Source organism: Akkermansia sp. N21116, assembly GCF_029854705.2.
GTDB lineage: Bacteria > Verrucomicrobiota > Verrucomicrobiia > Verrucomicrobiales > Akkermansiaceae > Akkermansia.
Window position 1 is genome coordinate 468,999 of sequence record NZ_CP139035.1, and the last position, 16,423, is coordinate 485,421.

Sequence of the window (16,423 nt, forward strand, 5' to 3'; positions counted from 1 at the left end):
GTCGAAATTACATCACCCTGCCCGAGCAAAAAAATACCCGAGATTCTAAAAACAAAGGTTCATCCGGCACTTTCAGAAAGTGGTAGCGCTGGCGACCGTTGAGCTAAAAGAAATTTTTGGAAAAAGAGCATGAGGATTGATTTGTGTCATACAATTTCCTCAAGCCATGAAAATGTCCTGATTATCACCTAAAATTTCTTTTAGACGATATTTTTATGAGAAAAAGCTCCCGTTTTATGTCTATGGCAAGAAAAGAGCGTTTGCGGGGAGATTATTTACCCTTCCACAGCCATCCCAGAAATCCAGTAAGGGCGAAAATACTAACAAGCCCACGAGCTCCATGATTAATTATGAAACTAATACATAGGATAATGGAAAAACAAGTAATGACTCCTTTTAGTGCAAGCCAAAAGCAAGAATCTTTATTGTTTTTGCAGTTGTCTCCAGGACTCGGTTCACTCGGTTGAAAATTTTTTTGTTTATAATAAGGTAAACATTCTTTTTCATCATAGGTTTTTTTAATCCTTACGACTACATCAGTTCTTCCCTTGTAGAGCTTGGAAAGTACCTGTTCGCCTACGTCAGAGAGGAATACACTGTATCTTTCTCCAATCACATACAAAGTAAAGGGCTTATGATCCATTAAGTAGGAATAATGAACATATGGAGTTACTACGATAGCTTCCTTCTTATCTGAAGAATTCAGGAGTCGTTGGCACTTATCTATCCATTTTTGAGCTTCAGGGTGACTATTAGTGAGTGCCAGCTTAAACCATATTAATCCTTTCTCTAAATCAGGAGCCTTCATTCCTTCTCCGTTAAAACAAATCCTTCCCATCATGAATTGTGCGTCTCCAGAACCTTGTCCCGCAGCTCTCTCAAGCCATGTGATACCTTTTTTGATGGATTTTGAAACTCCCACACCACGGTAATAACTCATTCCCAAAAGATATTGATCTGTTCTGTTTCCTTGTTCCGCATGTTCCTGCAAAAAAGGATCGTCCTGCAGAATGATGACGCCACGGTATGTTGTGCCCTCTCTGACAAGGGATGGAATGGTGACATTTTGCCTTTCCCGGACACCGGAAGGGATGTTGACGGCGATAGTCTCCTCTCCCAGTTTCAATGTTTTTTTGACACCCAGATTAGCTTCGATTCTCGAAATACGGATTCGATAAATAGGCTCTTCTTCGGGAGTGCATGGTTCAGATGCAGTGTCACGGTTTTCCGTTTGGGTAGGAGCAGCTGAGGGAGGAAAAAGTTCATTGGCATACAATACCGCCCCCTTAGCAACAGCTTCCATGCCTTTGTCCCAGAATTTGCAGGGGATACTTGTCCTTTTCTCCAACAGTTCCCTGAGCCGGGGTGTCTTGCTGCTTCCTCCCACCAGAAGAATGATGTCGGGGGATGATTGATTAGTAGAAACAAGTTGATCCAGAATATCTTCGACCATTCGAACAACTTTTTCAAGTAGGGGTACAATGACCTCTTCCCATTCCGTACGAAGTATTTGCAGGCGTTGTATTCCCCGGGCAGTGGAAAGAATCAAGGAATATTCATTGACCTGGGAAAGCATTTCCTTGGCTTGTCTGATTCTTTTCCGTAAAGCATACCGTTCCGGTACGGGGTCCTTCTGTTCCAGATCAAAGCCAGCTTCCTGTTTTAATCTATTGGCTACATGATTCCACATGATCGTGTCCAATACTTCCCCTCCCATGGTTTCGTCTCCCCGGCTGTAGGCTTTTTGAACCTTGAAGCCTTCTTCAGTGCGCTGGACCAGGCTTAAATCGAGGGTGCCTCCACCCCAGTCCACAATTAAAGCCGAACCCTTAAAGGCTTCTTCCGGACACAATGTGCAAAAGGCTTTTCCTGCAGCTTCCGGCTCCGGCACGAGAATCACCTCCTGAAATCCCGCTTTTTGTGCCGCCTTCTTCAGATCCGCTTTGCGAGCCGGGCTGAAACTGACGGGAATGGTGATGACTGCCCGGTCCAGGTGATAATGGCCTTGAAGGGATTCCTGTTCGCATTTTTCACGAATATGCTTCAGGAATTCCATGGTCAGTTCGACAGCGGAATATTCCTTTTCCGAATTTTTCGGTTTCAATGTCCTAGTTCCACCGAGCCACAATTTGAAAGCTCTCGCATAGCCGGATGGATCTGATACGCAACAATCATCCGCAGCGTCTCCGAAACAATAATGCCCATCGGAAGAAACATAAATGGTTGTCGGCATATTGTCATTTCCCTGACCAAGGCGGCTTAGTTCGGGTTGTTTGCTGTTACCCCATGTATACGCGATAAGAGTATTCGTTGTGCCAAAGTCGATTCCTATACTGGCGGATTTCATTGGTATTATACTTGATGACATAATAAAAATCAGGAACCGGCAGCAAGAATCCCCAGAAGACCGCCACCCACTATTTTAGCGGCAGTTTCCCAGTCTGAGCTTCCAGAATCATCAGGTGTCGTTAAAATACGTCCCAGGATAGGAGGATATTCAGCCGATTCTATCCAGAACATTTCATTTTCACTCAAGCTTGCATCATCGCTAAATTCCACCCATCCTATAGAAGGAGGCTCTTGATTGGTATTCAAATATATAGGACTTGTACTAGCTCCTCCTTCTTTGCGGACGATGACATTGCTGATACTTCCATCCCTGCACGCGAGTCTGAGAATAAAACCGTCAAAGAATCCTTCTTCCCACCACATGGCAAGCGGAGGAGAGCCACGCATGAAATCGCTTATTTTGATTATATTCCTAAGATCCATTCTTGAACAGCGGGCTCCCGAATATACTTCGACGTATAAGTCTTCGCCCAATTCTAAATCGTAATCCAGAGGATTAATCTTCAGCTCATCATCCGAAGACAAAGAGGAGGGTATCTCTATTGTTCTGTCCAACTGTTTGTCACCGCAACAAATCCTGATTTTAATGTTATGTAAAGTATGGGAATTTTCATTTTTGAGAACCAGTTGAGGAGGGAACTGGGTTACAAGCTGCTCCAATCGTTCCTGTGCCAGCAGAGGCATCGCAATGCTTCTTTCATAGACATTCCATACGCATGCAAAAGGACTTGGTTCAAGTCTGATCGCACAATTCAACTCTTTGTCTCCTGGTATACAAGATGCTCCCAGTCTGCAAACATTCCAGAACCTGTTCAATACTTGTTTGCTTTGTGATTCGTTGTCCAGTTCTTCGGAATACAGAAACAACGCTGCCGGCTCTCCATAACTTGCAGCCTTCCTTAGCAAACTGATTCCTTTGTCTTTGTCTGGTGCAAAAATGGAATGATCTTCTCCGCACAATAAACCTCCCTTAAAAAGAAAAGAGAAGAGATCCCCCTGTTTACAACCTTCATCCAATAACTTGCGAATTTCTTCTCTGGCAGACGGACTCTCTTCGACATCCTTTGACAACAAGGCAGCTACAAGGAAACCAAAACGCGTAGGCAGATTTGAGATCTTGAAATTAAGTCTGGCGAGGCGTTCCAGTTCCCGAGTGTCAGGCTTTTCCTTCGATAATTCATTTTTCATCAATGAATCGTAGCGCAAAATCTCATCAATGCCTGCAACAGGCTGAGAACAGGTTCTTTTAAGCTTATCAGAAAAATCTTTTACTTTTTGCTGATCCATGGGAACGCCTTTTCCTGTCCTCCACGCTTCTGACAAATGGTAATAGGCCGGGAAGTAGCCGCGTTCAATCAGAAACTCGGCGAGCTTGAAGGCAAAGCTTGGATCTCGCGGAACCCCAAATCCCTCCCGATAGCACTCGCATAGCATGTAAGCGGCATTCAAATCTCCCTGCTCATATCCTCTTGTAAAATAATTAGCGGCTTCCCGGTAATCGATTCGATGGCCGTTAATCCCGTGCAGATATTCCAGCCCCTCTATATACAAAGGTTTTTCTTTTGCGTCTCCAGAATCCTGTAAAACAAGCTCCAATTCAATATCTCCTAGCCCCTTGGTTTTAGAGGCAGGGAGGCGCAATCTTGTCCCGGCAGCAACTCCAGACGGAATGCGCACATCAAATTGATTCCCTTGAATATCAACAGTCTTTACACACCCGGAAAGCATTTCCCAAGCCTCGACATTCAATTTATGAGGTTGTCTTTTTGAGGAAGAGGAATCATCTCCCATGCCGGACAGATCATTTCCCGGAATCTGGGAACTTTCCCTTTGTTGAATATCGAAAAGTGCTGCTCCCAGTCCGACGGCTTCCATGCCTTTGTCCCAGAATTTGCAGGGGATACTTGTCCTTTGCTCCAACAGTTCCCTGAGCCGGGGTGTCTTGCTGCTTCCTCCCACCAGAAGAATAATATTGGGGGGTGGCTGATGGTCGGCAGCCAGCCGAGCTAGAATATCTTCGACCATTTGAACAACTTTTCCAAGTTGAGAACCAATGACCTCTTCCCATTCCTGCCGGAATATGGAAATGCGTTGAAGTCCCTCCTGCAGAGGAAGCAGCAATGTATAATCATTTAATAAAGAGAGTTTTTCCTTCGCTTGTCTGATTCTTTTCCGTAAAGCATACCGTTTGGCAACAGGTTCCTTCCCTAAATCAATTCCGAATTTCAGTTTTAATCTGTTGGCTACATGATTCCACATGATCGTGTCCAATACTTCCCCTCCCATGGTTTCGTCTCCCCGGCTGTAGGCTTTTTGAACCTTGAAGCCTTCTTCAGTACGCTGGACCAGGCTTAAATCGAGGGTGCCTCCTCCCCAGTCCACAATTAAAGCCGAACCCTTAAAGGCTTCTTCCGGACACAATGTGCAAAAGGCTTTTCCTGCAGCTTCCGGCTCCGGCACGAGAATCACCTCCTGAAATCCCGCTTTTTGTGCCGCCTTCTTCAGATCCGCTTTGCGAGCCGGGCTGAAACTGACGGGAATGGTGATGACTGCCCGGTCCAGGTGATAATGGCCTTGAAGGGATTCCTGTTCGCATTTTTCACGAATATGCTTCAGGAATTCCATGGTCAGTTCGACAGCGGAATATTCCTTTTCCGAATTTTCCCGTTTCAGTGTCCTAGTTCCACCGAGCCACAGTTTGAACCCTCTCACATAGCCGGATGAATCATATTCGCAATAATCATTTGCATCGTCTCCGAAACAGGGACTTCCTCCGGAATCGATGTGGATGGTCGTAGGCATGCTGTCGCTGCTCCGTCCCAAACGGCTCAGCACCGGAAATTTGCTCTTGTCTTCAATGTATGAAACAAGTGTATTTGTTGTTCCAAAATCAATACCTATGCAGATGGATTTCATGATCTTTTTTCATTAAAAGGGGATTGGATACTTTCCATTCGATGCCGTATATGTTCGGCTGTTGTTCGCGTTTCTCTGTCCGGAGCTCCGGTAACGGCTTCACATACGAGAGTGTAGGTTTTGCGAAAGTCATCAGCTCTCTCTTGATCCCAGTTGGAGGAATCAAGAGAACCTTCAAGAAGCAGCCGGATATACTGCCGTGCATCCGGAGGAAGGAATGCCAGAGACTTGTCGAGGGAATCCAGGATTTCTACATCATGATCGAGCTCGGCAAGGAGTTCTTCCTCAATGATGCGGAAACGATCCGCCTCTTCCCAATGTTGGAGCAGTACAGCCAGTTCCTGTTTCCCCTCCGCTTTTTTCTCATAAACCCACAATTTGGTCGAAGGGGCTTCCACTGCCATTTCCAGAATGCTCCAGTGTTCCTGCTCCTGTTCCAGTCTCTCTTGAACTCCTTCCAAGGTCCAGTAAGCATGTTCTATCGTATGGCGGGCTTTGGCCCGGCTTTGTCTTTGTTTGATGATGGCACCCCGCCTGAAGAATTTTTCTTCCAGAAAACTCAGTAATCTGTCTATTCCGCTCAGTTCCCGAAGGGCTTTCTTGTGCCGAACCGCTTCGGAGTTTCCCATGCGGAACATGTGCCGGACAAGCACCCGGAAACTCGGCCACGGCAGCCAGGGACACATGCTCCGGATAGAGGCTTGTTCTTCCTCTCTGTCCCAGCGGGTATCTCTTTTGAGAGCCGCCAGAAGTTCTTCTTCCGAAAGGGAGAGAATAACCGATTGCAGACGATCGAAAAAGCCGTCGGGAGCCAGTTGGGCAGCCAAGGCCAATGGAGCGCTGACGGGAATGATATCGGCAACCACATCCCGCATATGGTTCTTCAGCTGCTCTGCTTTCCTTTCTATATCGCTCATATCTCCTCCGTTGTCCCAGTAGGTATTATCCCAGAGGTGGAATACTCCCACGCTGTTATAGGGGGAGGATCCTGGCAGACAGCCTTTCCTGAAAGTCTGCAGGGATTGTTCATCCGCCTCCTTCCCCAGGTAACCGAAGACGTAAATCAGGGCATCGGCCTTTTCTCCCTCTGCAATGCTGGACTTTTCGGCATCCAGAAAGTTCTGAGCCACTTTTTCATGGTCGTCATTCGCGCTCCCCGTGCCCGGCGTATCGATGATGCGGGTATGTTTCAACGCTTCGGCATCCGAGAATAATTCAAGGAATGAAGTTCTCCTTACCCGGTCGATCACCCGGTCATCCTTCCCGGTCCAGTCGGTATGGAGTTTTTCCAGAGGGAAGGACTCCGCAGGGGCATCCTTCCAATGAACGGTGAAGTATTGATTCATTTCCCGGCTGGCATGGGAAATGCGGTTGATGGTTGCCGTTGCTTCTTCCGATCCCATGATGGCCAGTTCTTTACCGATCAAGGCGTTGACCAGGGAACTTTTCCCGGCCTTAACCCTGCCAAACACGGCGACGCTGAACGGTCGGCAGGCGGCGTCGGCGATGTGATGCAACGCACGGGCTTCTTCGTGTAAAGCCGGGTACTTCTCAAAGAATGCCGCCATTTGCAGCAGGAACGCTTGGAAACGTTCCTGCAGGCGCTTACTGTCCCAGGAGTCTCTCATGGTTCCGGCGGGCCAGGGATCATGTGATAGGAAGATTCCGTTCAATCTGTTGAAGGGCGGACTTCCAGCGAGCCAATTCCGAACGTTTTTTCATCAATTCCTGGGTTGTCATATTTTTCCGTTCGGCCAGTTCCGCAATCTGCCTTTCAAAGCCGTTTTGCGTTTCAGACACCCATGTCTGGATCGCGTTGCCGGCAGTATGCTGAATGTCCTGTAAAATGCGTTCTATGGAAGACTGCGCCTGGGAATAGGCGGAGGAAAGAGCCTGGGAAATTCCGTTGGAGGCTTGTTGCTTATTGGCTCGGAGTTCCTGTTCCTTCTTGATTTTATAAGCTGTGGAAGATCCGAACCATCCGGCAATGGCCATTCCTATGCCACTACCGATAATCGTACCGACAACAGGGATGATGGAACCGATGATTCCCCCAGCTACGGAAGCGATAGCTATACCTGCACCGCCACCGTAAAGAGCCGTTCTTGCGTCATCAAACAAGGAACCTCCCTGCCGGAGGTGTTCAATCTGACGATTGAGAGCAACCCGGTTTAATGTGGAGACGTGTCCATGGCTTACTTCCGTGGAAAGTTCCAGCGTGTCATGTCCTGCAATCCGGGAGAATTCCTTTTCCGCTCTTTCCTGAATCATCCGTCCGGTCTCCATGGTTACTTTTGAAACGAATTCAGGTAACTTTGATGAAATCTCCGAGAGGACGTTCCCCAAGTGATCCGCATCCTGAGCTTGGTTGATCAGGTTCTCGAATTCCATTTGAATCTCCCCGCCCGGCTGGCACTTGCGTATATTTTCCATGGCGTCCAGCCGAAGGTTCCCTATGGATTTATTGAGGCCGGAGAGCAGACGCGGTTTCTCTTCGGTATTCCATCTCTTGAAATCGGACTGGGCTTTTTGAAGTTGTTCCCCCAACTGTTTTTGCTGTTCTTCCGTTTCGGCGTTGAGAAGCGCATCTCGTGCCGCCAATTCCGTCCTGACTCTCTCCAGCTTCGGCAGAGTCTGAAGCATGGCCCGGCCGGCAATGAGCCGGCGTTGATTCTTGCGCAGGGAATTCTGGATGAAGGACATCAAAGGAGGAAAACCGCTGTCTGTAAGATCCTCGTGGTCTTTTGCATCGTCCGCTTCCAGTTTGAGAGGGGAATCTACAATGAAATATCTGATCTCTTCCCGTTTGAATCCCACTTGGCGGACTAGGATATCTACGTTGTTTTGCATGCGTGCCTGGCGCATTTGCGTATCCGCCGCATCGGCCTTGGTCTGCACAAAATAGATATTGTCAGTGATGGTTCTCAGTTCCTTTAGGAAAACGATTTCCTGAAGTCCCAGGGGAGATCCTATGCTGTCAGTAACAAAGAAGACGGCATCCGCTTTCGGGGCGTATTGATACGTTATTTCCTTGTGTTTTTTGAACAGGCCTCCCAATCCCGGAGTATCGACAATAACGATGCCGGACCCCAGCAGGGGGGACGGCACGCATACTTCGATAAAATCCACCTGGAGGCTGTTGTCGGGATTTCCGGCTTCCGTTCCGTAGGTGTGGAGTTCTTTCTCGTCAATGATCTGCTCCGGCTTGCCGCTCTGTCTGGTGAAGAAGACACGGTAGCGTTTTTCCTTGCCGTAGCGTATTTTGAAAATTGTCGAGGTAGCGACATCCGAATTGACGGGAACAAGGTCTTTGACGCCCAGAAGAGCGTTGATAAAGGACGACTTGCCCTGTTTTATTTCTCCCATGACGACAATGCGGAACAAACCTGCCCGCCAGAGTTTGAGATTGTCCAGAAACCCTTGATCGGGGGATGAGGCGAAGACCTCGCTTTCCATCTGGGCAAGGGAGGCAAGGTTGGTCGTCAATTCCTTTAAATTGACGGAAGATGCTGAAGAATTGGAATTCATGGTCTCGTGTTGGTCGGGTTATACGGTTCTCATCATATCGGAGTCATTGAACAGGGAGTCCACCAGCTCATAGGCTCCTTCCGCAACAGTCATGGCAAGGGTGGGATCACCCGTTGCAGCAAAGGCGCCAATGCCGGCCCCCGCACTGATCCAGGGGGCGAAGTCGACACTCTGAAGGGATCCCATGAAACTCCCATCCGGCAGCGGAATATCCGTGGCCGTGTAACTAAATCACTATTTTCCCAGGCATCCATAAACTTGTCCAGAGGATAGTGGATGGCCTGCCCGTCGGGAGACCCCGAATCATTCAGAATGACCATGGGATTATTGGGATCACTGGCATCGATACCGGTAACGACAACGGCATGGTCTGCCGGCATGAACTGGGAGCTGTCCAGCCCCAATCCCTTGCATAAGGCTATCTTCAAATCGTTCAGGGGTCCTTGATCCCAGAGCTGATCCGAGTCGATCCCGACGATAATTCCATGCCCCGCCTGCAGTTCCCTGGCCAAATCCCCTAAAGTAGCGTTCTGAACGGAGTGATTGGGGATATGATACATGTCCATCATGTTCCCGATATCGGAGAGAGATGTGCCGGCTCCCGGCTGATACCAGCCATTTGAGAAAGAAATATAACAGGCCTGATCCTGGTCGAGTCCGTAGCCGAATTGGTTGATGAGACTCATTTCGGCGACGACAGCGCAGCTGTCCGGTTGAGTCTGGAATTGCCAGGCATCTGCCTGCAAATCCGGAGTTCCTATGATATAATCATTCATGTTTGGATGTATGGTTTGTTGTTGGTTATGAAATAAATTGATTACTTGCCGGTTTTCATGGATGTTTGGAGAACGACCTCCTGCTTGCGAACCAGCCTTCCATCTACACGGACGCCCGATGCCCCCTGTTCCTTGACTACAGGAGCAGTATGAGTCTCCAGCGTTTTTTCCACAGCGATAGCCCGCTGCATTTCCGGATTCCACGAAGATGAACGGAGTATTTCCACGCCCATGCCCCGAAACACTCTTTCCAGCTCATTCCCCAGGGAGTCGAGACCGGGAAGGTCTTCTTCAAGGGCGATTTCCTTCACGGATGCCAACTCATCGTAAAAATCGACAGCTTCGCAAGCCCAGCGGATTTTTCCGGGGGATGTACCGGCATCTCGGAAAGCCTGCAGGGAGGATGTCCTTTCCTTCATCAGTTCTGCCAGATTCGGGGTCTTCCAAAAATCAGCCTGTTCTTCCACGCGATTCAAAAATTGCTTCCACTCAGGACAGGATGAATCAGGCCCCGAAAAAGGCTTTAGTACCAAAGGATTTTCATCAGACGTATTTTCTTTCCGGTTTGTTGAAAGCGGTTCTTCGGGAGAATACCGGTTCAAGATGTCACTAACGGAAGACGATAGGCGCTTGGGTATCATGGAGGCCGCTTTTTGGTCTTCCAAAGAACGCTCAATCCTTGAACGTAATTGGTCCAACCAGCTTCCCCCTGCCAACAGAATTTTTGACTGAAAGGCTAGTAACTTGATTAGGAATTGTCTGCAAACGGTCAATTTCATGAGGAATAACAAATCAAATACTGATTAAAAGCACTGTCGTTTTCCCACTGTTCAGCCCAATGAGCAGGCCGGTCCAAAAGGAAAGCACGGGAACAAACCAGGAATCAAAAGGAAGAGCAGCAGAGTTGTAAATCTCAGACAAAAAATGAATTCCTGGTTCCGAATCTGTTCGAGTAGAAACATAAGGCAGGTTGTGATCGGAGTATTCCATGTCCGGTAATGTTTTAGAGATCTATCTTTTGTTTTTTCGCTCTTCTGATTTGAATTAATCCTTCATTAACAAGCAGAAAGATCATACCCCAACAAATGACGGCGCATATACCCCATTTGTGCAATCCCTGTAAATCGGATTTCGTCAGCAAAGGGCTGTTCCAGAACATGTGAAGTCCTATAGGGATAACGGCAATCCTCCAAAAGGAGAGTTGCAGAATAGCGGGAGTACCATTTTGTCGTTTTTTCTGAATAGCAAGCCAGAATGCCCCTGCCATGATTGCCGACCAGGGAATATGTGCGAAAGGCGAAAGTATCCCTCGTAGGACCGCAATATCCAATGGATTTGTACCAGGACTGATATATTCAGAATTGATGATATAGCCTGCTGTTTCAAAAATAGCGAAGCCGGCGCCTACTGCTGCTCCACACAACATCCCGTTCAGAATTTGCCCATTCAGAAAGAACTTGCGGGCAAAGAAAATAGCGGCGGCAAGCTTTGCAGTCTCTTCAATAGGACCAGCCCAGTAGGCCTCTCTTGGATTATTGGAAAGGTCGTTCAGCATAAATGTAACAATCAAAGACAAGGTGCCTCCGCCCAACAGCATGACGATAATCGAGTACCAGGAAATGTTCCTTCTGACATTAAATTCCGCAAACAAGGTAAGAACAGAAAAGGGAACTGCAAAACTTATGGCAAACAGCAATCCAGGCACAGCGTTCATGGCCCGGTCTCCAAATACAGCCATCAGGATTAGAAATCCGATGCACATCAGCAAGGAGAGGCCAAGAACACGAATGAAAACCCACGGAGCCGGCCAATCCGTAGATATTTCTTCCAGTGAAGGAGTCGATCTCAAACCGCCTGACGCGAAAAAATCTATCCTTTCCTGTTCCGTTCTGCGGAGGAACGTTTTCTTGAATATGTGTTTCAAGCTGAACTTTTCTATAGGCGAAAGTCCGGTCAGAAATGCCAGCGCCCCAAAAATTAATCCCCAGAAGGAACTTCCTTCCTGATGGCTGCTGATAAAATCTCCCACTTTGACCCATTCCGGCATCCCATCCTTCCATAAAAAAGAGGTGACCGGTATTTGTCCTGTGTGATACCAAGCGGTTATTTCCTTTAATGTATATGGTCCTTTACGGCTCTCACCTCCCGATGACAGAAAATAGGATTCTTCCTTTTTGGGAGGGATGGGATCAGGAGGAGCCGCCTGCTGGGAAAATGATGAACTCTCCTTTTCCAGAATGTCGCGAAGAGGAAGCCAGGAGGTCATGCCCTCCGTCCATACGAGATCGTTCTCGCTGATTCTGTGGGAGGAATATAGTTTACGCATCTGCTCCCACGGAAATGGCCCCATTTGGGCACCATCCGGTAGTCTGATCAAATAAGACTTCATCCTTCTTCCTCCTTCTATGCAGATTTCTTTTTCTTTCTTTGAGGACGAGGAAATGACTGAATAATTCTTTCAGTGTACCAGAACACGACGATCGCCCACAGTAAGCAAAGCCAGAAAATAACATGAAAATAGGATCGGAATTCAGGCAAAAAGGCATTTGTTATGATACTGCCCCAAAAAGTAAACTGTGTGAGCAACACAAAGACAAACATGGGCCATGCTTTCAGCCGAAGGTTGGTTTGTTGAGTGACTCGGGCAAGCCAGGAAGCATTATCGGCCAAACCGACAAAGCAGACATACATCCAGTATAAATTGAACACGGGAATAAATAATAGTCCCACGGCTTTTCCCGCAGAGGGAATACGACGACCATATTGGGTAACTGGCTGTATGCATTTCCACGCTTTCCTCGTATTCATCAGCAATAAAATCTGTGCATACAAAGAGAACAATACCCCTATGCCTAAAACCGTTAATGTGAACTTGATGTCACCTGCATAAGTGGCCTCTGCTACAATAATCAATAACGGGGACAAAATATACAGCATGCTCATTGCCCAGAACGCTCTCATGTTATACTCCTGCCGGGGAGTATAACTTCTTTCATCCTGCAGTGGAGGATAACGGTATGAAGCGTTTTCTTCTAATGGGGGCGGTGTATTGGGCGTGGGAGGTATTTCCTGCCTTAAAGGAGAACTCTCATTGTCTTCGCTTGAAAAAGAAGGAGGATTCACTTCATTTGCTCTTCCTGAGAAATCGGCTGGAATAGTCTGTTGAGAGTTTTTTCCGATTACTGTCTCCAGCGAATTCCACGAAGATGATCCTACCCTGCAACAAAGAAGGTTGCTTGCTAAGCGTCCATTTCGGTACAGGGCTACGATTTGCTCCTGGGTGTAAGGTCCTTCTTGCTCTCCATCCGGTAATGCAATCAAGTAGGTGGATTCATCAATATCTTTCTGGTTTTTGTCCGGGGAAACCTCGGAAACAATGTCTGAGTATACACCCCATTCGGAGGACTGAATTTCACGAATACGGGTATGAAGCTGTATGGTCCCATCTTCATACAAGGCTTTAAGAACATGCTCGGAATAGGGACCTTGCTGATTCTCTGAGTTGTCACAAATAAAATATTTTTTCATCTTTGATATGAAAAGTGAGTGCTGATATTGATGATGCTTTTACATTTTTTTGCGAACATTGAGGAAAATGCATAAGGGAATTAGGATGAATGCCGCCAGTAGAACAATCAATATATAATGAATCCAAGATTCTCTTCCCTGTAAGGGTGTAGGGTCTGTATCTTGAGTAATTCCCATTTGCCGGTAAATTGTGTCGACCTCGGGCATGGAGCCTCCCATCAATGTTTTCCGAGCTTTGATAATGTCCCTGGCTCGCTGCCTGCAGGCCAGAGACAGATTGGGGTTATAGGTTTCTTGTGAGGCACCTATCATTTTATCAACCTCTTCCGCCCATGCATCATCCCCCATTTCTATGACAGAGGGTAACGAGGGAAAGGCTCTGGACAAACTGGGATGATAGGCTGCTCCCTGTCCTACTTTGTTTGAAAGGGCACGATATCTGGACATGCGCATCAATTCGCCGCGCATAATAGGGTCAAGGTCTCCCTTGCTGTAGTAGGCGTCTTGAATAGCCGTGGCGATTGCTCCCGCGTCAGTGGATTTCTCAATGATATCCCTGTACTTCTGATCAATCCCCTTCATGGTGGTTGGATCATTCGCACCAAGAGCCTTGTAGAGCATCTCATTGGTCAGCTGGGGAGACATGTAACGACTCTTCGGTTGTGTAACCGCTTGCGGTTCCGGCGACGCTTGAGGTGCTGGAGACGCCTGGGCGAGTTGTTGTTCCCGTTTTTCCCTCAGGCGCTGCTCTTCTCGCTCTCTTTCTTCTTGAAGCCTTTCTTTCTCCTTCTCACGGGCAAGTTGTCGCTCTCTTTCTTCCCGTTCCCGGGCAATTTCTTCCTGCTGTCTCTTTTCTTCTTGTTCGCGGGCAATTTCTTCCCGCCGCCTGTCTTCTTTTTCTTTAGCTTCTTCAAATCGGCTCGTGAAATCAATATCACCATTGTATGATTCGGCAACCGCCATCACCGCAAGAGCCAGGTTTTCTGCGTCCTGGGGAATGCTTTTATACAAGGAACACGCCAACGCATCACTCTGCTTTAAGGCTTGAAGAAGTTCTTCCTTTCCATTGGAAATGGCATTTTCCGCGTTCAGGATAACCTGCCTTGCTTTCTTGCGGGCGCGATTGGCCATATAGGAGTTAGGTTCTCCCGTTAATGGGTTCGGCCTCATGTTATTCTCCGCCTGGCGTTCATATTGTTCCGCTTTAGCTTGGGCTCCGGCTTGCTGTTGCAGGGCCTTTTTGTAGGAGGCCAGTGCGGTAAAAAGTCTTTTAATGGATTGAATGAGTTGCTGTGCCTGATTCTGGCCTGCGGTATCCAAAGACTTTTTGTTCTGTTCCAACCTTTGGACAACTGTTCTGGCTCCGTCCATACTTCCGTCGCTTATTTCCTGCAAAGAACCGTCCACATAAGGCAGTCGAACGTGCTCTTCTATTTCGGCAAAATCGGATATTGCTTCAACGTTTTTTTGAGTTGCTTCCTGTCGCTTTTGTTCTTCTTTCAAACGGCGTTGTTTCCTCTGTTCCTTCAATTCCGCTTGTTGCTGTTCATAAATTGATTTTTCAATCCAGGCACCGTTGACAAAGTACTTCCCCGAATCATATTTATCCTGATACTCTTTCAGTTGTTTCAACCAGGGATCAAGAACAGGAGAAGATTTGGGGAAACGTTTCAGAAAAGCAGCCATTTCACTTTTTTGCCGAAGAAGAGATTCGTACTGAAAAGTGTCCGCCAATTCCATTGGAAGACTATTGGGTAACTCTAGAAACCAATAGCGACCGGAGGGAATGTAAAATTCCTTTCCTTTGATATTGAAAATACCTTCGACCCCATTGTGCCTCTTGCGGCTATACACAGCCACATCAGCCAAGGAATCCTCATGAAACGAATGCTCCTTCCAGGCTACAATACCCGCTCCTTCACAGAGAACGACAGAAAAGATTAATAGCCCGATGATGTAAGGGAAAAGATGTTTCATGCTGATAGAGAGTAAAAGTTATATAAGAGTTTTTTTTTAATTCCTGATGAAAACGTTTCTTGAATAACTTATCTTTTTCACGAAAGTCACATGTTCGCGTATCCGATTCCTTGCTCCAGGTATCCTGAGAGAACTTTTTCTTCCGTTGCTCAAAATTAATTAACAACGGTTTTTCCAATTTCTGACGTAAACGTTCTCTGGATAAGTTGTCTTTTTCACGAAATTCCCGCACTTGTGAATCTGATTCCCTGATCCAGGTATTCCGAGAAAACTTTTTCATCTGCTGTCCAGAAGCAGGTAAAGACGGTTTTTCCAATTCTCGGAGTAAATGTTCCCGGACCAACTTATTTCTTTCAAAAAAATCCCGTATCCAGGGATCCTGGAAAAACTTTTCCTTCCTCTGTTCAAAAGTACTTGGTGAACAGGCACAAGATAACATTTGATTTCTTTGAGCATTAATCGCCATTATTCTTCCTAATTTCATCGCGAGAAATCCCAAGGATGCCCCAGCCGAAAAATACCATGACACCGCACCAAGCCCTCCTAACAAAGAAGATCGGCCAGCAGTGTGCATAACGGATCTTACCAAGGATTCCGTATTAACATTTCTGTTCAAAACATAAGAAATTCCACCTCCCAGCAGAGCTGCTGTTATTGAATGGCTAAAAAATGACGCAGGATCAATGTAATAGGTATAGGTTTTCCATGCTGAAACGAGACCTGCCAGGATGTTTTCAGCTCCGGCTCCAACCAATAAAGGATTGGACGTACTTATTCCTGTTATCAACTCTATACTCCCCTCTCCAAAGGTATCCAGAAACGTTCCCGCATTCATGGAGAGATCACCGGACATTGCGGAAATCAGATCCTCATATCCTTCAATCCCTTCTTTATATTCTCCAATTCCTTTGAACAGGATTCCTCCCCCTCCATCTATCCCGTTCAGTACGTCCATGAGATTGATTGATAGATATTTTTGAGGGATCCCTATGCTCATCAACCATTCACCCAGTCCGGATTGAGAACAACCGGGAATAGGAATCCCTGCCTTGGTAGGAAAATCCGTCAAGAGAATATGTCCCAGATCATGCATGGCTCTGGGGGGATCACGAAAAAATTCAGGGAAGACATCCATGAAAAGATCGTGTCCCCCTTTCCACCTATGGCCCCCTCCGCTAATAAAATCTGCTGTTTCGCTTTTTGCCAGAGAGGGAAACTGTTTGTCAATTAAACGCAACCATTGCCCCGATGGGATTGATTCATAAAATTCCCGAAAACAGACAATGTTCTTATGCAGCAATGGCCATAGAAAGGAAGGCATAACGAAGTCGATCATAAGTATCCCGGCA

The 16,423-nt window shown here is 47.0% G+C and carries 10 protein-coding genes; all 10 read right to left on the reverse strand.

The genetic code is table 11. The features are described 5' to 3' along the window. Window positions 1-271: 271 nt before the first annotated feature. The gene (locus QET93_RS01830) at window positions 272-2,347 is read right to left on the reverse strand and encodes an Hsp70 family protein (RefSeq protein ID WP_322190069.1); all 2,076 of its coding nucleotides are present in this window, start codon (window positions 2,345-2,347) and stop codon (window positions 272-274) included. A 29-nt stretch (window positions 2,348-2,376) separates the two neighbouring features. Next, the gene (locus QET93_RS01835) at window positions 2,377-5,265 is read right to left on the reverse strand and encodes an Hsp70 family protein (RefSeq protein ID WP_322190070.1); all 2,889 of its coding nucleotides are present in this window, start codon (window positions 5,263-5,265) and stop codon (window positions 2,377-2,379) included. Next, window positions 5,262-6,893, reverse strand: coding sequence for a dynamin family protein (locus QET93_RS01840; protein WP_280133059.1), 1,632 nt, complete (start codon window positions 6,891-6,893; stop codon window positions 5,262-5,264). Before QET93_RS01840 ends, QET93_RS01835 begins: the two co-directional genes overlap by 4 nt. Before the next feature lie 19 nt (window positions 6,894-6,912). Then, window positions 6,913-8,793 (reverse strand): dynamin family protein, encoded by a 1,881-nt coding sequence (locus tag QET93_RS01845; protein WP_280133060.1) that lies wholly within the window; start codon window positions 8,791-8,793, stop codon window positions 6,913-6,915. A gap of 89 nt (window positions 8,794-8,882) precedes the next feature. Then, the gene (locus QET93_RS01850) at window positions 8,883-9,569 is read right to left on the reverse strand and encodes a hypothetical protein (protein WP_280133061.1); all 687 of its coding nucleotides are present in this window, start codon (window positions 9,567-9,569) and stop codon (window positions 8,883-8,885) included. Window positions 9,570-9,610: 41 nt separating this feature from the next. Beyond that, a complete protein-coding gene (locus tag QET93_RS01855; RefSeq protein ID WP_280133062.1) occupies window positions 9,611-10,045 on the reverse strand; it encodes a hypothetical protein in 435 nt (144 codons plus the stop codon). 527 nt (window positions 10,046-10,572) lie between these two features. Further along, entirely contained in the window at window positions 10,573-11,958 is a 1,386-nt protein-coding gene (locus tag QET93_RS01860; protein ID WP_322190071.1) for a GYF domain-containing protein, read from the reverse strand. Window positions 11,959-11,972: 14 nt separating this feature from the next. Then, window positions 11,973-13,097, reverse strand: a complete 1,125-nt coding sequence (locus QET93_RS01865; protein WP_280133064.1) for a GYF domain-containing protein — start codon at window positions 13,095-13,097, stop codon at window positions 11,973-11,975. A 39-nt stretch (window positions 13,098-13,136) separates the two neighbouring features. Then, window positions 13,137-15,074 carry a hypothetical protein gene (locus tag QET93_RS01870; protein WP_280133065.1) on the reverse strand — a complete coding sequence of 646 codons (1,938 nt, stop codon included), beginning with the start codon at window positions 15,072-15,074 and terminating at the stop codon, window positions 13,137-13,139. Next, entirely contained in the window at window positions 15,016-16,410 is a 1,395-nt protein-coding gene (locus tag QET93_RS01875; RefSeq protein WP_280133066.1) for a hypothetical protein, read from the reverse strand. The genes QET93_RS01870 and QET93_RS01875 overlap by 59 nt, the downstream gene beginning before the upstream one ends. Window positions 16,411-16,423 lie beyond the last annotated feature (13 nt).

Excerpts from the sequence above, each read along its gene's own strand:
- QET93_RS01860 (WP_322190071.1), bottom strand. The coding sequence starts at position 11,958 with ATGAAGTCTTATTTGATCAGACTACCGGATGGTGCCCAAATGGGGCCA.
- QET93_RS01865 (WP_280133064.1), bottom strand. The coding sequence starts at position 13,097 with ATGAAAAAATATTTTATTTGTGACAACTCAGAGAATCAGCAAGGTCCC.
- QET93_RS01850 (WP_280133061.1), bottom strand. The coding sequence starts at position 9,569 with ATGAATGATTATATCATAGGAACTCCGGATTTGCAGGCAGATGCCTGG.
- QET93_RS01835 (WP_322190070.1), bottom strand. The coding sequence starts at position 5,265 with ATGAAATCCATCTGCATAGGTATTGATTTTGGAACAACAAATACACTT.
- QET93_RS01830 (WP_322190069.1), bottom strand. The coding sequence starts at position 2,347 with ATGAAATCCGCCAGTATAGGAATCGACTTTGGCACAACGAATACTCTT.
- QET93_RS01840 (WP_280133059.1), bottom strand. The coding sequence starts at position 6,893 with ATGAGAGACTCCTGGGACAGTAAGCGCCTGCAGGAACGTTTCCAAGCG.
- QET93_RS01870 (WP_280133065.1), bottom strand. The coding sequence starts at position 15,074 with ATGAAACATCTTTTCCCTTACATCATCGGGCTATTAATCTTTTCTGTC.
- QET93_RS01875 (WP_280133066.1), bottom strand. The coding sequence starts at position 16,410 with ATGATCGACTTCGTTATGCCTTCCTTTCTATGGCCATTGCTGCATAAG.
- QET93_RS01845 (WP_280133060.1), bottom strand. The coding sequence starts at position 8,793 with ATGAATTCCAATTCTTCAGCATCTTCCGTCAATTTAAAGGAATTGACG.